Genomic DNA, 18,902 nt, shown 5'->3' with positions numbered 1-18,902 from the left:
CAGGTCAAAAGTCTTTCCCCGTTTAGTCGCTTTTTCCGTAAGGGTATACCCGTCATACTGGCCGCCTGTCTTCCGATCAGACGCGCCCCATGCGCCCGGCCTTTGCCGCGACGCCTCTGGATTCCCTGGTCGGCGCATCCAACCAAGGAACCCGTATGTCCTCCCATGAAACCCCGCCGGTGAAAGCCGGCCCGCCCTTGCTGGCATTGGCCGTCGGCGCCTTCGGCATCGGCGTCACCGAATTCTCGCCCATGGGCCTGCTGCCCGTGATCGCCGACGGCGTGGGGGTATCCATCCCCAGCGCCGGCATGCTGATCAGCGCGTATGCGATCGGCGTGATGGTCGGCGCGCCGCTGATGACGCTGGCGCTGTCGCGCTGGTCGCGCCGCAAGGCGTTGATTGTGCTGATGGCGATCTTCACGCTCGGCAACCTGCTGTCGGCGCTGTCGCCCAACTACACCACGCTGCTGCTGGCGCGTCTGGTGACCAGTCTGAACCATGGCGCCTTCTTCGGCCTGGGCTCGCTGGTGGCCGCCAGCGTGGTGCCGCGCCACAAGCAGGCCAGCGCGGTGGCAACCATGTTCCTGGGGCTGACCATCGCCAACGTCGGCGGCGTGCCGGCGGCGACCTGGCTGGGCCAGGTGATCGGCTGGCGCATGTCGTTCGCCGCGACCTCGGTGCTCGGCCTGGTGGCGATGCTGTCACTGTGGTTCGCGCTGCCGGCGGGCGAAGCCGGGCGGCGCCCGGACATCCGTCACGAACTGGCGGTGCTCAAGACCCCGGTGGTGCTGGTGGCGCTGTTGACCACCGTGCTGGGCGCGGGCGCGATGTTCACGCTGTACACCTACGTGGCGCCGACGCTGGCCGAACTGACCGGCGCGTCGCCCCACTTCGTGACCGCGATGCTGGTGCTGATCGGCATCGGCTTCACCGTCGGCAACACCGCCGGCGGCCGCTTCGCTGACCGCTCGCTGGATGGCAGCCTGATCGCCTTCCTGGTGCTGGTGATCGCCGATCTGCTGGCCTTCCCGTGGCTGGCGCAGACCCCGGTGGGCGCCGCGATCGGCCTGTTGATCTTCGGCTTCGGCACCTTCGCCGTGGTGCCGCCCCTGCAGATGCGCGTGATGCGCGCCGCCACCGACGCGCCCGGCCTGGCCTCGTCGGTGAACGTGGGCGCGTTCAACCTGGGCAATGCGGTGGGCGCGGCCGCCGGTGGCGGCGTGATCTCGGCCGGGATGGGCTATGCCGCGGTGCCGATTGCGGGCGCAATCATCGCCGCGGCGGGCCTTGTGCTGGTGCTGTGGCAGCGCGCCGCCAACCAGCGCCAGCGCAAGCTGGCGGTGCAGGGCTGCTGAGCGTGAAGCGGGGCGACATCGCGGTTCGTCCCGTCAGAACTCGAACGTCGCGCCCAGCTCGTAAGTGCGCCCCGGCGCCAGCAGCACCTGGCTGGTGGCGCGGCCGCCGTAGTAGGCATAGAGCTTGTCGGTCAGGTTGCGCACGCGGAAGGTGATCAGCGCCGGCCGGATGCGGTAGCTGATCGCCGCGTCCACCGTGGTGTGGCTGTTGATGCGGATCTGATTGGCGTTGTCGGTGTAGATCTTGCCGGTGTGGTTCAGGCCGACGAACAGGTCCATCGGCACCTCCTTCAAGCGGTAGGTGGCGTACAGGTTGGCGACTCGCTCGGGCACGTTGGGCGGGGTGTTGCCCACGCGCGAGGTGCCGTCGGCCTCGGTCAGTGAATCGAAGCGTGCGTTCAGCGCGGCGACGTTGCCTGACAGGGTCAGTTGCGGTGTGATGCGCCAGTCGGCCGACAGTTCCACGCCGCGCGAAGACTGGCGGCCGTTGTTGACCGTCACGCGCGGGTCGTTGGCGTCGCGCGTCAGCACGTTCTCCAGTTTGATGTGATAGACCGCCGCGGTCCATTCGACGTCGCCCAGGCTCTGCTTGAAGCCGGCCTCCCATTGTTCTCCCTTGGCCAGCGGGAACGAGGCGTTGGACTGCGACAGCAGGAACAGCGAGCCCACCGGGATGGTGGCGTTGGTGTATTGCGCATAGACCGAGGACGCCGGCGTCAGGTCATACACCGTGCCCAGGCGCATGGAGTTGGCGCCGTAGCGGGTGCCGAAGGCGGTGTGGGTGCCGGCGTTCAGGTCGGTGATGCTGCGCTCGACGCGGATGCGGTCGTAGCGGTAGCCGCCCACCACGGTCCAGCGATCGGTCAGCTTGAGCGAGTCTTCCAGGAACAGCGCGGCGCCGCGCACGTCGGTGGTGTAGTCGGTGCGGTTGCCGGCGCCGCTCATCAGGGCGGGGTCGTCGTTGTAGTAGCCCACGTCCGGGTTCCACAGCGACACGCGCAGGGCGTCGGCGGTGCTGGCGGCCCGGTTCGAGAAGCGCCGTTCGCTGTCCAGGCTGGTCTTGCTGAGTTCCCCGCCGATGACGAACTTGTTCGACAGGCCGCCGAGGGTGCCGTTGTGGGTCGCGTCGAAGCGGTCGATCAGGTAGCGCTGGTGGTGCGTGATGATGGTCTGGTCGCGGTTGATCGAGCCGGGCGCACTGAAGGTGGCCGACTCCGAGTTCTTCCACAGCCGGTCGACCTTGTTCATTGCCAGCTCATTGCGCAGCGTCCACGATGGCGTCAGCTGGTGGGTGACCCGTGCCCGCACCCAATAGGCTTCGGCCTCGTTGCGATCGTCGAGCACGTTGTAGTTCTTGCCGGCCAGCGCGCGGTCCAGGACGCGGCCATCGTGCGTGCTGACCACGCCGGTGGGGTCCTTGGCCAGTTCGCGCGGAATTAGCGGCGTGCCCCAATAGGCATGGCCGGTGTCGCGCGAGTAGTCGAACGACAGGTCCAGGCGGGTGGCGGGCGCGACGTCAAAAGCCACGCCGGTGGTCAGGTGGTCCAGCTTGTTGCTGTTGCGGGCGATGGTGCCGACGCGGCTGTCGTTGTGGCTGTAGTCGATGCGGTAGGCGCCGGTCTCGCCGAAATTGTCGCCCAGGCCGATGCCGGTGCGCGTGCTGCCATAGCTGCCATACGAGAACATCGCTTCGCGCGAGGGGTTGTCGCGGTCGGGGCGCTTGGTCTGGAAGTTGACGATGCCGCCGATGGCGCTGTCGCCCTGCAGCACCGAGGCCGGGCCTTTCAGGACCTCGATGCGTTCGTAGTTCCAGGTGTCCTCGACCCGGTTGGTCGAACCGGCGCCCGACATGCGCAGGCCGTCGTACAGATACAGGATGTCGGTGAAGCCGCGCGAGGTCAACGTGGTGGGCGAGGACGGCGGGCCGCCGCCGGCCAGCCCGGTGGCGCCGCGCAGCGCTTCGCTGAGGGTGGCGGCGCCGCGTTCGCGCATGGCCTGCTGCGACACGATCTCGACCGAGGCGGGCGTTTCGCGCAGGGTCAGGCCCAGGCGCGAGGCGCTGCTGCTGCGGCTGTCCAGATGCAGGCTGTCCGCGTCGCTGGCGGCCTCCACGCGGATGCTGGGCAGTTCGGCCTCGCGCGCCTGGGCCTCTTGGGCCTGGACGTTGGGCACGGCGGTGCAAGCCGCGAGCGCGGCGGTGGATACGACTCTTCTCATGACGCTTTCCCGAAACTCGATGGGGGTGAAAAACCTGTGTCTAGACCACGCGATAGCGGCGCAGGCGCCAGCCGGCCAGCGCCAGCAGCAGCGCGGCGGGCGCCAGCAGCTGCAGCAGCGCGCGCAGGGCACGGCCGCGGACGGCGGCGGGGTCCTCTTCCTGCCACTGGAAAACCGGCATGCCGGGGAAGTCCTCGGGCGTGATGGCGCGGCTGGCCTCGATGCGGGGCAGGAAGAAATCCTTCCAGGCCCGGTGATAGGCATCGATCTGGCGCATGAAGTGCGCGTGGCGGCGCTGCCCCGTGCCCGCCAGCGCGGTGATGCCTTCATAGGCCACCGCCGCCGGCGACAGCACGCTGTACCGGGCGACCAGCGCCTGCTGGCGCGCCATCTGCGCGTCGAAGCGATCCAGCTCGGGTTGCATCGCCGCGTCCACCTGGCGCTCGACCCGCGCATGGCCCAGTGGGCGGCCGGTGATTTCCAGGTGGCCGTCGCGCGGGATCAGCGCGTCGGGTTTATCCATGTGCCCATAGTCGGTCGACAGCAGGGCGGCGTTGTCGCGCATGGCCAGCGCCGTGGCCACGCGGGTGCGGGTGGCCAGCTCGGCGCGCGACGGCGCCGGACTGGCATAGGCCGCCACCAGGTTCAGGATCACCGGCACCACCAGCACCAGCAGGACCCAGCCGACCATCAGGATCATGGCGTTGGCGGCCGAGGACTTGCCGAAGGCATTGACCGCCACCACGGCCGCGAACCAGAACAGCGCGTAGGCGCCCACCAGCAGCGCCCACCACAGCGTGGCGCTGGCGGCCTGCAAGGCCTGGGGGCGGGCGATCAGCAGCGCCACCACCGGCAGCAGGACGGCCGCGCCGAGCAGCACCGCCGCGCGCAGGACGATCTTGCCGCTGACCAGCGTCAGCAGCGACAGCGGCTGCGACAGCAGCAGGCGCAGCGTGCCGTCTTCTTTTTCGCCGGACAGCAGGTTGTGACCGAGCGCGAAGATCAGCAGCGGCAGCAGGTAGACCACCACGAACGCCAGGTCAAAGTGTCCGCTCAGCAAGTGCCAGGGATTTTCGATGTCGTTGTTGTGGATGAAGTTGACCTTGCTGTCGTAGGTCACCTTGAACTGCGAAGGGAACAGGTCGGTCTGGCCCAGCGCCACGGGGGCCAGCGGCACGCTGGGCATGATGGCGTAGTGCGCGCCCAGGCCGCCGCCCATGTTGGCGGGGCTGGCCGGGTTGCCGAATGGCGTCGGGGTTTCGCTGCCGTCCATGATGCGCTGCAGCTGGTCCAGCTGGCTGGCGCGGTTCTGCGCATCGGCGCGCGCCAGCGCGGCCTGGGCCTCGTCGCGCAGCGAGGTCTGCAGCAGGCCGTTGAAGACGGCATAGCCCACCAGCAGCAGGAACAGCAGGCCGCACAGCCACAGCGCGCGCTCGCGCGTCAGCAGGCGGAGTTCGTGCCGCAGGACCATCCCGAAGCGGCGAAATTGCGTATCGTGCACCAGGGGTCTCCTACAGGGCGGTCTGGCGGGCCACGGCGCGCCAGGCAAAGAGCAGGCTCAGCAGCAGCGCGGCGCCCAGCATCAACAGGCTCAGGCGCGCCTGGTGCAAGGCCCAGCCGGCCTCGGGCGGCTGGTAGCGGAATGGCGGCACGCGGGCCCACAGCGACGGGCTGGCCTGATATGAGAAGTGCTGGTGTTCCAGCGTGTCGGCGTGCGCCACCAGGTCGGCGCTGACGATGTCCTGGATCACGCGGCGCTGTTGCTCGGCGGCGGTGGTGAAGTCGCGGTGATGGGCGAAGTCGGTGCCGGCCATGGCGGCCGACAGCGCGCGCACCGCCAGCAGCGGCATGAGCCAGCCGGCCGATTCCTGAACGGTCTGCTGCCGTTCCCAGGTGTCCCACAGGCGGCCGAAATGGCGGTCGTAGACGGCATAGCTGGACTGGTCGTCCAGCTTGAGCGCCAGGCCCCATTTGTTCAGCGGCACGTCGCGGCTCCAGCGTTCGGTGGTGCCGAAGGCCTGCATCCAGACGCGGTCGGAGGTGGCCTTGAGGTCGTCCTGCAAGGCCTGGTTGAATTCGAGGCGCGTGGGGCTGGGATACAGGCCGCGCGACAGCTCGGCCATGACGCGCGGCGCGATGACGGTATTGGCGATCCACAGCGCCAGCAGCACGGTGATCGCCACACGCGACGAGCGCGCCGTCGCCGACACCCCCAGCGTGACGAAGATGAAGGCCGCCAGGTACATCGCATAGCCACCCGCCAGGACGCCGAACCGCAGCAGCGCGTCGAGCCGTCCTCCCGCCAGCCACACCACGGCGATGGCGACCAGCGCGGCGGGCGCCAGCAGCAGGCCGAGGCTCATGGCCAGGGCCGTGGCCTTGCCCCACAGCAGCCGCCAGGGCGCGACGCCCAGGCTCAGGGTCTGGCGCAGGATGCCTTGCTCGCGTTCGCCCGAAAATGCGTTGAAGCCCAGCACGATCACCAGCAGCGGTCCCAGCGCCTGCAGGATCCACGCCGCGGACAGGTCGCCGAAGCGTTGCAGTCCCGTGGCATCCTGCGCCGGCCGGAATTTGACTTCGCTCTGCCGGTGCGCCTGCAGCCACACCGTGCTGCCGATATACGGATTGATGCCGGGGTCCAGCAGCGCCAGCGTGGTGTCGGGCTTGAAGACGTGCATGCCCTGGTGCGCCGCGTCGTGCGGGTGGCGCGCGCCCTGGCGCAGCCAGTCGCTGTAGTCGGTGTTCTGGGCGGCCGCCTGTTCGGCCCGCGCTTCCTGCTGATGCAGGTAGCCGACGGCCAGGGCTGTCATCAACAGCACCGCGACGATGCCGCCGGCCCAGTAGAGCCGGCCGTCGCGCAGGCGTTCGCGCAGGTCCTTGAGAGCGATCAGGAGGATCATGCCTCTGTCCTCATGTGCGTCAGGTACAGGGCCTGCAGGTCGAGGTCGCCGAGCTGGCGGGCGTCCAGGTTTTCGACCAGGCGCCCGCGCTTCATGATGCCGATGCGGGTGGCGGTCTGGCGCGCATGGAACAGGTCGTGCGTGGTGGCGAGAATGGCGACGCCGCGCTCGGCGGCGCGTTGCAGCAGGCGCGTGAACTCCGCGGCGGCGGAGGGATCCAGGCCCGAGGTCGGCTCATCGAGCAGCAGCGCGCGGGCATTCTTGGCCAGCGCCACGGCGATCCACACCTTCTGGCGCATGCCCTTGGAATAGGCGGCCACCCGCTTGTCCGCGGCGGCCTGGTCCAGTCCGACCTCGGCCAGCAGTTCCAGCAGCCGCGCCCGTGGCGGCGCTTCCCCCAGCGCCAGCGCCGCGAAGTAGCGCAGGTTTTCCAGCCCGGTCAGGGTGCCGTACAGATTGACCTGTTCCGGGATGTACGCCACGTGGCGCTTGCTGGCCAGCGGCTCGCGCGCCACGTCCAGCCCATGGATCAGGGCCTGGCCGCCGTCGGGCGCGATGAAGTTCAGGAACAGGTTGATGGTGGTGGTCTTGCCGGCGCCATTGGCGCCCAGCAGGCAATAGATTTCGCCAGGCTCGATGCGCAGGTTCAGCGGGTGGAGGGCGATCTGGTCGCCGTAGCGTTTGGTCAGGCCGATGGCTTCGAGCACTGCAAATCCTTCTTCGTCCGAAGATGCCGGAAATTCAAGGGAGGGGGTGGGGGAGCGGGGGCGCCGGCGCAGGGCTTCCGATCCATTGGGAATTTCTATCGTTGGGGATGATATAACATAACGTGATTATATTGCCATTCCTCGCGCGGAACTCTGGCAAAAACAACGACCCAAAGCAGAAGGGCGCCCACGTGGGCGCCCTTCGTCATTGCGGCAGCGGTGCGCGCCGGTCAGGCCTCGATCCGCTCCACCTTGCCCACCAGCAGGATGTACGACAGCGCGCCCAGCAGCGCCAGCGACGACACATACACGATGGCCGGCGCGAAGCTGTCCTTCGACACCAGGAAGCCGATCACGATCGGCGTGCAGATCGACGACAGGTTGCCCACGAAGTTGAACACCCCGCCGGTCAGCCCCAGCAGCCGCACCGGCGCCAGCGCCGACACCAGCGACCAGGTGATCGACGCCAGGCCGTTGCCGAAGAATGCCACCGCCAGGAAGAAGATCACCCATGGCGTCGAGTCGGTGAAGTTGGCGCCGATCATCGACGTCGAGATCAGCAGCCCCAGGATGATCGGCAGCTTGCGCGCCAGGCCCACGGTGGCGCCGCGGCGGATCAGGAAGTCCGACAGCACGCCCGAGCACAGCACGCCGATGAACGCCGCCAGGAACGGCACCGACGCCAGGAAGCCCGACTTGATGAAGTCCATGCCGCGGTACTTCACCAGATAGGTGGGGAACCACGTCAGGAAGAACCACAGCGTCGAGGTCAGGCAGAACTGGCCCAGGTACACACCCCACAGCTTGCGCTGGCTCATCACCAGGCCCAGGTCGTTCCAGTTGAACGGGGCCTTCTTCTCGGTCACACGCTTGTCCAGGTCCACGACGCCGCCGCCTTTCTGGATCAGCTCGATCTCGGCCGCATTGGCGCCCCTGAACTGACGCGGTTCACGGTAGATCAGGTACCACAGCACGCCCCAGACGATGCCCAGCAGGCCGGTGCTGACGAACACCATGTGCCAGCCATAGTGGTGCTGCAGCCAGGCCAGCACCGGCGTCAGGAACGCCAGGCCGACGAACTGGCCCGAGGTGTAGAAGCCGATGGCGGTGGCCCGTTCCTTTTCCGGAAACCAGGTCGTGACGACGCGGTTGTTGATCGGATAGGCGGGCGCTTCCAACGCGCCCACGGCCAGGCGCAGCACGAACAGGATCACGAAACTGCCGGCAAACCCCATGAAGAACGTCGCCGCCGACCAAAGGATCAGCGCGGCCGCGTACAGCACGCGCGGCGACACGCGGTCCACCAGCCAGCCGCCGGGGATCTGCATGGCGGCGTAGGTCCAGCCGAAGGCCGACAGGATCAGGCCTTCGTGCACCGTGTCCAGGCCGAACTCGTCCTTGAGCGCGGGCGCGGCGATGGACAGGTTGCTGCGGTCCAGGTAGTTGATGACGACGGTGATGAACAGCATCACCATGATGAGATAGCGGCTGCGCGTCGGCCGCTGGGCGCTTTGCAGGCCCGGGTGGGTGGCGGTGGTCAAGGGGGTCTCCTCTTTCGCTTTTTTCTACCGGCCTACCACTCGGCGAAGCTGCCGTCGGCGTGGCGCCAGATGGGGTTGCGCCAGCGGTGGCCCACCGCCGCGCGTTCTTTCACGTATTCCTCGTTGACCTCGATGCCCAGGCCGGGGCCCTGCGGAATCGCGACCATGCCGTTCTCGTAGGCGAACACCTCGCGGTTGCTGACGTAGTCCAGCAGGTCGTTGGCGGCGTTGTAGTGGATGCCCAGGCTCTGTTCCTGGATGAAGGCGTTGTAGCAACCGGCGTCGATCTGCAGGCAGGTGGCCAGCGCGATCGGGCCCAGTGGGCAGTGCAGCGCCAGCGCCACGTCGTAGGCCTCGGCCATGGCGGCGATCTTGCGCGTTTCGGTGATGCCGCCGGCGTGCGACGGATCCGGCTGGATGATGTCGACGTAGCCGTCGGCCAGCACGCGCTTGAAGTCCCAGCGCGAGAACAGGCGCTCGCCCAGCGCGATCGGCGTGGACGTCAGCGGCGCCAGTTCCTTCAGCGCTTCGTAGTGTTCGCTCAGCACCGGCTCTTCGATGAACATCAGCTTGAACGGGTCCAGTTCCTTCATCAGCACCTTGGCCATCGGCTTGTGCACGCGGCCGTGGAAGTCCACGCCGATGCCGACGTTGGGGCCGACCGCGTCGCGCACGGCGGCCACGTTCTCCAGGCACTTCTCGACCTTGTCGAACGAATCGATGTACTGCAGTTCCTCGGTGCCGTTCATCTTGACGGCGGTGAAGCCGCGCTCGACCGCGCCCTTGGCGGCCGCGGCGGTGTCGGCCGGACGGTCGCCGCCGATCCACGAATACACGCGGATGCGGTCGCGCACGTTGCCGCCCAGCAGTTGCGACACCGGCACGCCCAGGTCCTTGCCCTTGATGTCCCACAGCGCCTGGTCGATGCCGGCCAGCGCGCTCATGTGGATGGCGCCGCCGCGGTAGAAGCCGCCGCGGTACAGCACGGTCCAGTGGTCCTCGATGTTGCGCGGGTCCTTGCCGATCAGGTAGTCCGACAGTTCCTCGACGGCGGCGGCCACGGAATGCGCGCGGCCTTCCACCACGGGTTCACCCCAACCGACGATGCCGGCGTCGGTCTCGATCTTCAGGAAGCACCACCGCGGCGGCACGATGTAGGTAGTGAGCTTGGTGATCTTCATGCTTGGGTCTCCTGGGCGGGATAGGCGCGTTGCCAGGCGGCGATGAAAGCGCGCGCGTTCTGGCCGACTTCGGTGGCCGACAGGCCGGGTTTGTACAAGGCGGAGCCCAGGCCGAAGCCGCTGGCGCCCGCCTGGGCGTAAGTGGAAAGGTTGTCGGGGGTGATGCCGCCCACCGGCACCAGCGCGATCGGCGGGCGCATCACCGCGCGCCAGGCCTTGAGCACGGCCGGGCCGAGCTGTTCGGCGGGGAACATCTTGAGCACGTCGGCGCCGGCCGCCAGCGCGGCGAAGGCTTCGGTCGGCGTGGCCACGCCGGGGCACGAGGCCAGGCCGGCGGCCTTGGCCGCGCGCACCACGGCCAGGTCGCTGTGCGGCATGACGATCAGCTCGCCGCCGGCGTCCTTGATGCGGGCCACGTCATCGGGGTTCAGCACCGTGCCGGCGCCCACCAGGCAGTCGGCTGGCAGCGCGTCGCGCATGGCGCGGATGCTCGCCAGCGGTTCCGGCGAATTCAGCGGCACCTCGATCAGGCGAAAGCCCGCCTCGTACAGCGCTTGCGCGACGGGCACGGCCTCGGCCGGCGTGATGCCGCGCAGGATGGCGATCAGGCCGCAATGGGCCATGGCGGTTTGCAGTCCGGTATGGGTCATGATGTGGTCTCGGAAGAAGAGGGGGCGGGCACCAGTCCGGCGCAAACCGCCAGGTGCCACAGGCCGCGTTCGGTGGCGTGTTGCGCCAGTCGCGGCGTGCCCAGGCCGTAGTGCCGCAGCGCCAGGATGTAGCGCTGGCACAGCGCGTCGTCGCCGCACAGCACGATGCGCGGCAGCTCGCCCTGCAGCCGCAGCATGTCGGCCAGCGCGGAAATCTCATGGCCGATCAGCAGGCCCGACAGGTAATCGGCCTGCGACACGCCGGCCAGTTCGCCGGTCAGCCCCAGCGCGCGGGTGCTGAAGATCGTCGACAGCACGCCGGCGCGGCCGGCCGGCACGCCAGCCACCTTCAGGCCGCGCTCAAAGGCCGCCATGTCGGAGGTCGGCGCCTCGATCATGGTGCGGCCCAGGATGGTGTGGCCGCGCAGCGCGGCGTAAACCTCGCCGGTCATGAAGGTGTCGAAATGCGTGACCTGGCCGCGGCGCGCGTTGACCCATTTCGAATGGGTGCCGGGCAAGCCGATCAGCACGCTGTCGGCGGGTTCGTCGGTCTGGTCGAACAGCACGCCGAATACCTGCGTTTCTTCGCCGCGCATCACGTTGGGCAGGCCATGCCGCTGGATCAGGCCCGGCACGATGTGCACGGGCGTGGCGCCGTTGCGCTCGACGCGGGTCAGCAGGGTGCCGATGCGTTCCAGGTCCACCGGCACGTCCAGGTAGGCGGCTTCCCGCCAGCCTTGCGCGCTGCCGACCATGCCGCAAGCGATCACGGGAAGATGGGGCTCTGCCCGCAGCCAGTCGCCGCAGGCCTGCTCGAACGCCAGTTCGAAACCCGATTGGCCGCTGGGCGTGGCGGCGCCGTCCTGCAAGGGTTGCGGCAGGCGCATGATGCCCCATGGCAGGTGGCGGGTATCCAGCGTGCGGCCGGCGCCATCCAGGCGATAGGCGCGCAACGAAGAGGTGCCCCAGTCCAGCGCTATGAGAGCCGCGCGGGCAGGCGATCCGGTTGTCATCAGAATCTGTCTCGTCTCGGGCCGGCGGCGCGCTGCGGGCGCGGGCGCGCGCATTCGCGGCGTACGCGGCAGTCAGGGGCTGGCCAGCCTTGTTGTCGTCAGACCCGCGACGGCGCCGGGGCGGCGGCGGACGGGCTGGGAAAAATTCTAGATCAGCGCTTGAAAAATCTCAAAATATAGAATTAAATCCCATATATAGGGAAAAAAGCGAGTGGCGAAAACTTCCCATGCCGCGGCCTTGCGCAGCCAATCCGGCCGCTTGCCCCTTGCTCCTTGCTCCTTGCCGCTTGCCCCTTGCCGTCTGCCGCGTAATACCGCTTGCCATGCCCTCCCGCCGGTCTTCGCCGCCCGGTCCACGTTTCGATTCACACTCCTTTCTCATGTCCGATTCCTCGCCCGCCTCTCCCGCCTACGATCCCGACGCCGCGGCGCCCGCCGGCACGCAGACCCTGATGCGCGGGCTAGGCGTGATCCAGGCCGTCGCCTCCGGCGCGCGCGACCTCAAGGACATCTGCGCCCACATTGGCGTGGCGCGCAGCACCACGCACAGGCTCGCCAGTTGCCTGGTGCAGGAGCGCTACCTGCGTTCGCTTCCCGGCGTCGGCTACGTGCTGGGCCCCAAGCTGATCGAACTCGGCTTCCAGGCGCGCGAAGCCTTTCCCATGGCGACGTTGGCGCGTCCGTACCTGGACGGCCTGGCCGCCGAGACCGGCGACACCATCCATCTGGCGGTGCGCGACAACGACGAAGTGCTGTACCTGGAAAAGATCCCCGGCAAGAAGGGCCTGGAGATGCGCTCGCGGGTCGGCCACCGCATGCCGCTGGCCGCGACGGGCGTCGGCAAGGCGCTTCTGCTGGATGCCGACGAGCCGCAATGGAAGGCGTTGCACCGCGTCGGCGCGCCGGTGTCCTCGCGCGCGCCGGGCGGCCGCCAGACCTGGGAAGCCTTCCGCGACCGCATGCGCGACTACGCGGCCAACGGCTACGCCTTCGACCTGGAAGACAACGAACCCTCGATCCGCTGCGTGGCGGCGCCGGTGCGCGACGCTTCCAGCGGCATCGTCGCCGCCATCAGCGTGTCCAGCACGGTGCCGTACATGTCGTTGGAACGCATGAACGAGATGGTCGACGTGGTCAAGGACGCGGCGGCGCGCATCTCCGCCGAGCTGGGCTGGAAGGTGCAGGGCGGGTCCGCCAAGACGCGCGACGCCGGCACATAACGCGTCGCGCTGGCAAAAAAAGGCGACCTCGACACATGACGCGGGCCGTCCGCCGGCACCGCCGGCGTCGGTCAAATCTCCGACTAATCCATATGCCGCCGCGACCGGCGGGACGCCCTATCGGTGCTAGTCTCTCGCTCAATCATCAATGACGCTCATCACGATTGAGTAGATTCCCGGCGACGAGCAAGTGGCGCCCCAACCTGATGTCGAGCGCCTGTATGCCGCCCATGCCGAGCGGCTGCGCCGTTACCTGTTCCTGAAGACCGGCGAAGCCGAACTCAGCGCCGATCTGGTGCAGGACTGCTTCGCGCGGCTCCTGGCCCATCAGGAAGACATCCCGTCGGACGGCAGCGCGCTGGCCTACCTCTACGCCATCGTCAATCGCCTGCTCATCGACCATCGCCGCAATCACCATCAATCCCGCACCGACATGGGGGCGGACGACCTGCTGGAAGGCGTGCGCGATCCGCGCGCCGCGCCCGACGTGCATGCGCACGTGCGCCGGCAACTGGCGCGTCTGGCCGCGACGCTGGCCGAACTGCCGCCGCGCACGCGGCAGATTTTCAGGCTCTGCCGCGTCGAGGGCCTGAGCCATGCGGAGGCCGCGCGCTATCTGGATATCTCGCCCAGTTCGGTGCAGAAGCACCTGGCCATGGCCCTTGAATTGATGCGTGAACGCCTGGGGCGCGATCCGTGAGCCTGCGCAATGAACGTGCGCTCTGGCCACTTTTTTTACTGTCTTTCGCGTCTGGCCCGTTATCCCTTTCATGAAGATCCCATCACCTATCCATCGCGAACGACGCCTGCGTCGCCAGGCCAGTCTGTGGGCCGTGCGCCTGGAGGCCGGCGCGCTCACCCAGGCTGAACGACGCCGCCTCGATCATTGGCTGGCGCGCGACGCGCGCCACGGCCCGGCCCTGGCCGATGCCGAAATGACCTGGGCCCTGGCCGGCGCCTGCCGCGACGCGCCCTCGCTCGCGCAGCCGGCGCCGAGGGCGCGGCACCTCCCCTGGCGCGCCTGTGCCGCGGCGTGGTGCCGAGCGCATCTCATGGCGCCCCGACGGCGCGCGTTGGCGCTGGCATGCGCCGCTTTGGTCGTCGCCGGCACGATCAATGGGCCGGACCTCATCGAACCCTGGTTGGTCGACTATCGCACCGACGTCGGCGAAATCCGTTCCCTGGCGTTGCCCGATGGCAGCCGCGTATTGCTGGGCAGCAACAGCGCGCTCGATGTGGAATACGACGCTTCGACCCGCCGGGTGCGCCTGCTGCGCGGCGAAGCGGTGTTCTCGCCGGCGCCTACGGGGGCGGCCGAGCCGCGCAGGTTCGTGGTGGAGAGCGCGGGCGCCAGCATGACCGCGCTGGGCACGCGCTACGCCGTGCGGCGCCAGGACGCCGGCCACGGCTGGATGGGCGTATTGCAGCATCGTGTCGCGCTCCTGATGGATCGCCCGCCCACCGCGGGCGTCGCCTACGCGGCGCTGACAGCCGGCGACAGCGCCACCTTCAGCCACGCCGCCGGCATCGCGCGCAGCCCCGTCGCGCCCGCGCGCGGGGCCGCCTGGGCCGACGGCTATCTCATCTTCGAAGGCGAACCCCTGGAGCAGGTCCTGCAACGCATCGGCGATTTCCGGCCGGGCCTGTTGATCCTGGCGAACCGCGCCGCGGCGCGCAGGCCGGTCAATGCGCTGTTCCACCTGGATAACCTTGAGGGCGCGCTGGCCACGCTCTGTAGCGAGCTGCGGCTTGCGCGGTTGCGGCTGCCAGGGGTGACGGTGCTGTACTGAAAAGCGTCGATTTCTTGAGTGTCGAGTTCGGCTTTACAAAGCCTGGTTTGTAAAGCGGAAAAACAAACGCTGATTTGTATTCGACACCCTTTCGCGTGCCGACCGCACGATCCAATCGCGGTGCGCGCGCCGCCATCGTCGGGCCCCGAGTAAGACGAAGTCAGGACGTACCCGCACCGCTCTCCCTCTGGGAATTGCCTTTTTCGAACTTTTTTTACTGAACTTCGATTCTCAAACGTTAATGGTAATGATGCGCGTTTGCATCATTGACAACCAGAGACGAAAGTGAAGAGAAGACAGGTGACGTTCCGTATTGTGAGTCGGATGCTGGCCGCGGGCGCGTTGGCGCTACCGTGCGTGTCCATGGCGCAAACCCAGGAGCGTGCCGCGGGCATGGCGGAGCCCGCCGATCGGAAGGATGATGAACGTCAACGGACGTTCGTTTTCGACATCCCGGCGCAAGCGATGGCGCAGGCCGTACTGGCATTCGCGCGCCAGTCCGGCGTTGACCTGTACATGAGCGACGTCGATCTCTCAGCCTATACCAGTGTCGAGCTGAAGGGCAGCTTCAACCTCGAGACCGGCCTGACCCGGTTGCTGGGAAACAGTCCTATCGGCTACCGCTATCGCCGGACCGCGGGCGCTGTCCGACCGAACGTGCAACTGGTCGACAACGGTCCCGGCGCGCGTGCGCGGGTGTACTCGATGGCGCCCGTTGTGGTGCGCGGCAACGATGTCAACGAGCGCGTCTATCAGGCCCCCCGCGCCGTCAGCATCGTCACGCGTGAAGAAATGGACCGCGTGCCGGTGCGCCACGCCGCCGAACTCATCCAGGACACCCCCGGCGTCGCCAGCGCCGTCAATCGCCAGAACCCCGGTCTGTCGATCAACATCCGCGGCATGCAGGACTTCGGCCGCGTCAACATGATGATCGACGGCATGCGCCAGGATTTCGTGCAGAACGGGCACATGCAACGCAATGGAGAAATGTATGTCGATTCGGAACTCCTGTCCGAGGTGGAGGTAGAGCGAGGCGTGGTGCATGGGGTGCATGGCACCGGCGCGATGGCGGGCAGTGTGGATTTCCGCACGCTGGATTTTGGGGATGTGCTGCGGGAAGGCAGGGATATCGGGCTGAAGCTGCGCGGCACGTCCGGGATGGGATATCAGGGGAACGGGGTCAATTTCATCGGCAGCGCGGCGGGCGCGGCGCGCGCGGGTGAGAACCTGGAAGTGATGGCGGCGGTGTCGCGGCGGTCGATCGGGGATTATCGGTTTGGGTCGCGTGGGGGGCAATCCGAGTGGAACCAGAGTGTAGTGCGTGACAGTGTAGGCCGGCGCAGTAAGGTCGAATTCAACGATGTGAAATTCGCTGCCCAGGAGCAGGATTCCAGCCTGTTCAAGGCGCGCTGGAAGTTGAACGATGCATCGTCCCTGCAATTGAGTTATGTCGGTACGCAGGTGAACTATTCGTACACCCTGGAATCCGTCATGGCGAGTCCTGATAACAGCGGCTCCCCTTGGCGAAAGCTGGGGGCTTCTAAGGCGCAATCGGATAGTTATGCGCTGGACTACAAGCTCAAGCCGGCGGACAAACCGTGGCTGGACTTGAACGTGAAGCTCTACGCCGTTGATACCCGTGTCAGGAACTACACCGAACCGAACTATCCGCGCATCGTGCTTGACGGCTTGATCACCGACCCGGCGCAGATTCGAGAGAGTATTCATTTCGAGTACTGGAGGCCTGACGGTACCGGAAAATGTGAAGTCGAAGGGCAAAAGTCCGACTATGCGGTTGACGTTTGTAGCCACTACGGCATCGGCAAGGAAACCCGCTTGCGCACCAAGACCCACGGTGTCCAGGTGGACAATACCTCGCGCTTCATGTTGGGGAGGGACACGCTGCTCAGCGCCCACTACGGCATCGAGTATTTCTCTGATCGCGCCACTTCGCGCCGGCGCTGGAACAACCAGGGTCGCCAAGTCTCGCCGGTCGACATGGATGGCAAGGATTCCCTCAACCCGAGAGCGCGCCGCAGCATGGGCAGCCTCTTCGCCGAGTTGAAGCTGGAAGACGACTTCTATACGGTCTCCGCGGGCCTGCGCTATGAACGCTACCAGGTCAAAGGCAAGACCCAGATGCCTGGGACCGCGCCGTATCACAGAACCTCGTTGATGCTGGCTGAACAGACTCTTTGCAACAGCGCGAGCGTCATTGATAACCCAGGTAATGTGACAAACAGGAACGAGATTTATGGGGAAGGCTGCCGCATTGCGAGGACCGGTAACCTGGCGGCATTGAAAGAATGGTGGGATTCGGATCCTGTATTTGAATATCACGAACCTCTACGAGACCGTGTATTGGTTCCCCTTAAAAACAGGCCTGGAAAATTCGGCGTTAAGTTTGTCGATAGACGTGATCCGCAGACGGGCGAGATCCTATATAGCCCGAAAGTGAGCAAGAAAAGCCTTAACCGTTTTCATCGGCCGCTCGAGATAAATTATCCGGACACGTGGTGGAACAATCAACCCACCATGTACGAATACGACGTTCGCCGCAGCGGTGGCAAGCTGCTGCCGTCACTGTCGGCCGCCATCCGCCCCACGCGCTGGCTGGAGTTGTATGGCAGTTGGGGAAAGTCGTGGCGCCCGCCGGCCATCAATGAACTGATGATGGCCGGCGCTCATCCCACGGACGGCTTCGAAACGATCGTGCCCAACCCCTTCCTGGCACCTGAGACCGCGAAAACCTGGGAAGTGGGCGTCAACACCATATTCAAGGACGTCGTGGCGCAGGGCGACAATCTGTCATTCAAGGCCGGCTATTTCGACACGCGGACGGAAAACTATCTGTTTTCCTCCATGATGTCGCTGCTGCCTGGACGTGAGCAAAGTCCTTGGCCGAATTATTTCCCGCTGTCCCCCGCGATCGTCTTCACCAATAACCTCGCCAGCACCCGGTTCCGCGGTCTCGAATTGGAAGGGCGCTATGACGCCGGCTTTGTCTATGGCGGCGTGAGCTACACGCATTACCTCGGCGGACCGAACCAGTTCTGCAAAAAGATGTATCCCCTGGGGTCCGGGCCAAACAGGTTCGACGAACGCAGGGCGGACGGCAGCTATCCCGCAGAGCATGACGAAGCGCTTGCGGCAGGGTATGACTCCTGGCGGGCGTGGGCCGATGCTTGGACCTCATGCGGCAACTTCGTTTTCAACAGCGCCATCGCCAAGCCTGTCGATAAAGGCATGGTGCTCGTTGGCGCGCGGCTGCTGGAGCGCAAGGTGGATACCGGTGTGCGCTTCAACTACAGCGGCGAGGGTTGGTACAACCGCGACACCGGCGGCGCGCAAGTCTGGTTCAAGTACACCACCTGGGACTGGTATGCCAGTTATCAGGCCAACGACAACGTCAAGTTGATGGCGGCGGTCGAGAACATCACCAATCGTATGTACGTGGAAGGCTATTCCGACGCGCTGGCGCGTACGTTCGCCCCTGGCCGCACCGTCACGGTGGGCATGGAGGTGCGCTTTTAAGCCTAGTGTTGATCGGGACCGGCGTATGGCGGTCCCTCGAAAGAATATGCGAGTGGTTCGCATGATTGGCGCCTGCCTGGCGCGGCGCCAAGGGAGTCGGGGTTACCCGGCTGAATCTGTAGTTAATGGAGTATGGAAATGTCTGTATCGATCAGTTTTATCGACGAAAGTCACCTTCCTCAAGGCATCTCGATGGAGGATTCGTTGGAATCCATGTTGATGGTCTTCGAGAACGACGGCGTCGCCGGTGAACACACCGTCGGCAAGAACTATGGAGGCTTTTTCGGTGGCGGCCCTTTCAACGGAACCGACTATGGCTATGCTAGCAAAAACGTTGCCCACTATGCCTTCGTTGCCTCGGGTGAACTGAACTACTACTTCCCGCCGTACAGCGGCCCCAAGGTCGAAGGCGCCACGCCGCATACCGTGTGGGGCACGATGGACTCCATCACCTTGGGTGGTGGGGTGGATCAGGCCGGACATGCGGTCGATCCTCTCATCACGTTCACGTTCGATGCGCCGGTCTATGGCGACGTGTCGGAAGGGCGCGGTAACGACGTACATGACATCGTATGGGGTTTGATGAACGGCAATGTCGATGGCTTCGACGACGTCAAGGCCGGCGTCATGTCGCATCACGGTCTGTTTGGCGCCCTTGCGCAGAACGGCATGGACATCAGCATGTCCATCGCCGACCTGGTCGCCCACAACTTCGCCACCGAAACCGACCTCGCCCTGGCGGCGTAACCCACCCGTGAGTTTCCCCGCGCTTTCTCGGGCGCGTGGGTCACGGT

The 18,902-nt window shown here is 66.4% G+C and carries 14 protein-coding genes; 6 read left to right on the top strand and 8 right to left on the bottom strand.

The features are described 5' to 3' along the window. Positions 1-155: 155 nt before the first annotated feature. Positions 156-1,355 carry an MFS transporter gene (locus HV742_RS09315; protein ID WP_175144868.1) on the top strand — a complete coding sequence of 400 codons (1,200 nt, stop codon included), beginning with the start codon at positions 156-158 and terminating at the stop codon, positions 1,353-1,355. Positions 1,356-1,388: 33 nt separating this feature from the next. Here HV742_RS09315 and HV742_RS09310 read toward each other — a convergent pair whose 3' ends face one another. The 8 genes from HV742_RS09310 to HV742_RS09275 all read right to left on the bottom strand — a co-directional run bounded on the left by HV742_RS09310 (position 1,389) and on the right by HV742_RS09275 (position 11,564). Next, a complete protein-coding gene (locus HV742_RS09310; RefSeq protein WP_175144867.1) occupies positions 1,389-3,572 on the bottom strand; it encodes a TonB-dependent receptor in 2,184 nt (727 codons plus the stop codon). A 40-nt stretch (positions 3,573-3,612) separates the two neighbouring features. Beyond that, on the bottom strand, positions 3,613-5,073 hold the full coding sequence (locus HV742_RS09305; RefSeq protein ID WP_175144866.1) for an ABC transporter permease subunit: 1,461 nt from the start codon (positions 5,071-5,073) through the stop codon (positions 3,613-3,615). 10 nt (positions 5,074-5,083) lie between these two features. Next, positions 5,084-6,472 carry an ABC transporter permease subunit gene (locus HV742_RS09300; protein ID WP_049076410.1) on the bottom strand — a complete coding sequence of 463 codons (1,389 nt, stop codon included), beginning with the start codon at positions 6,470-6,472 and terminating at the stop codon, positions 5,084-5,086. Then, positions 6,469-7,179, bottom strand: a complete 711-nt coding sequence (locus tag HV742_RS09295; protein WP_049076408.1) for an ABC transporter ATP-binding protein — start codon at positions 7,177-7,179, stop codon at positions 6,469-6,471. Before HV742_RS09295 ends, HV742_RS09300 begins: the two co-directional genes overlap by 4 nt. A gap of 230 nt (positions 7,180-7,409) precedes the next feature. Next, positions 7,410-8,720, bottom strand: a complete 1,311-nt coding sequence (locus HV742_RS09290) for an MFS transporter (protein ID WP_054446752.1) — start codon at positions 8,718-8,720, stop codon at positions 7,410-7,412. A gap of 32 nt (positions 8,721-8,752) precedes the next feature. Next, entirely contained in the window at positions 8,753-9,901 is a 1,149-nt protein-coding gene (gene dgoD / locus HV742_RS09285; protein ID WP_006391563.1) for a galactonate dehydratase, read from the bottom strand. Further along, positions 9,898-10,551, bottom strand: coding sequence for a 2-dehydro-3-deoxy-6-phosphogalactonate aldolase (locus tag HV742_RS09280; RefSeq protein WP_049076405.1), 654 nt, complete (start codon positions 10,549-10,551; stop codon positions 9,898-9,900). Before HV742_RS09280 ends, dgoD begins: the two co-directional genes overlap by 4 nt. Further along, a complete protein-coding gene (locus tag HV742_RS09275) occupies positions 10,548-11,564 on the bottom strand; it encodes a 2-dehydro-3-deoxygalactonokinase (protein ID WP_175144865.1) in 1,017 nt (338 codons plus the stop codon). Before HV742_RS09275 ends, HV742_RS09280 begins: the two co-directional genes overlap by 4 nt. 380 nt (positions 11,565-11,944) lie before the next feature. On the opposite strand from HV742_RS09275, the gene HV742_RS09270 reads away from it, so the two are divergent. From HV742_RS09270 to HV742_RS09250, 5 genes are all read left to right on the top strand, one after another. Then, complete coding sequence (locus HV742_RS09270) at positions 11,945-12,784, top strand: IclR family transcriptional regulator (RefSeq protein ID WP_100504893.1); 840 nt, start codon at positions 11,945-11,947, stop codon at positions 12,782-12,784. Between the two features lie 190 nt (positions 12,785-12,974). After that, a complete protein-coding gene (locus HV742_RS09265) occupies positions 12,975-13,484 on the top strand; it encodes an RNA polymerase sigma factor (RefSeq protein WP_175144864.1) in 510 nt (169 codons plus the stop codon). A 70-nt stretch (positions 13,485-13,554) separates the two neighbouring features. Then, on the top strand, positions 13,555-14,574 hold the full coding sequence (locus HV742_RS09260; RefSeq protein WP_175144863.1) for a FecR family protein: 1,020 nt from the start codon (positions 13,555-13,557) through the stop codon (positions 14,572-14,574). A gap of 300 nt (positions 14,575-14,874) precedes the next feature. Next, the gene (locus HV742_RS09255; protein WP_254601018.1) at positions 14,875-18,108 is read left to right on the top strand and encodes a TonB-dependent hemoglobin/transferrin/lactoferrin family receptor; all 3,234 of its coding nucleotides are present in this window, start codon (positions 14,875-14,877) and stop codon (positions 18,106-18,108) included. Between the two features lie 138 nt (positions 18,109-18,246). Continuing rightward, the gene (locus HV742_RS09250; protein ID WP_175144862.1) at positions 18,247-18,855 is read left to right on the top strand and encodes a heme acquisition protein HasA; all 609 of its coding nucleotides are present in this window, start codon (positions 18,247-18,249) and stop codon (positions 18,853-18,855) included. Positions 18,856-18,902: the final 47 nt, after the last annotated feature.

It is taken from the genome of Achromobacter ruhlandii, assembly GCF_902859695.1.
Classification (GTDB): domain Bacteria; phylum Pseudomonadota; class Gammaproteobacteria; order Burkholderiales; family Burkholderiaceae_B; genus Achromobacter; species Achromobacter ruhlandii.
The sequence above is the reverse complement of the archived record's forward strand: the minus strand, read 5'-3'. Positions and strand labels throughout refer to the sequence as shown.

Bases quoted from the DNA above. Each gene is read 5' to 3' on its own strand.
- HV742_RS09310 (WP_175144867.1), bottom strand. From the start codon at position 3,572: ATGAGAAGAGTCGTATCCACCGCCGCGCTCGCGGCTTGCACCGCCGTG.
- dgoD (WP_006391563.1), bottom strand. From the start codon at position 9,901: ATGAAGATCACCAAGCTCACTACCTACATCGTGCCGCCGCGGTGGTGC.
- HV742_RS09270 (WP_100504893.1), top strand. From the start codon at position 11,945: ATGTCCGATTCCTCGCCCGCCTCTCCCGCCTACGATCCCGACGCCGCG.
- HV742_RS09280 (WP_049076405.1), bottom strand. From the start codon at position 10,551: ATGACCCATACCGGACTGCAAACCGCCATGGCCCATTGCGGCCTGATC.
- HV742_RS09275 (WP_175144865.1), bottom strand. From the start codon at position 11,564: ATGACAACCGGATCGCCTGCCCGCGCGGCTCTCATAGCGCTGGACTGG.
- HV742_RS09300 (WP_049076410.1), bottom strand. From the start codon at position 6,472: ATGATCCTCCTGATCGCTCTCAAGGACCTGCGCGAACGCCTGCGCGAC.
- HV742_RS09250 (WP_175144862.1), top strand. From the start codon at position 18,247: ATGTCTGTATCGATCAGTTTTATCGACGAAAGTCACCTTCCTCAAGGC.
- HV742_RS09260 (WP_175144863.1), top strand. From the start codon at position 13,555: ATGAAGATCCCATCACCTATCCATCGCGAACGACGCCTGCGTCGCCAG.
- HV742_RS09315 (WP_175144868.1), top strand. From the start codon at position 156: ATGTCCTCCCATGAAACCCCGCCGGTGAAAGCCGGCCCGCCCTTGCTG.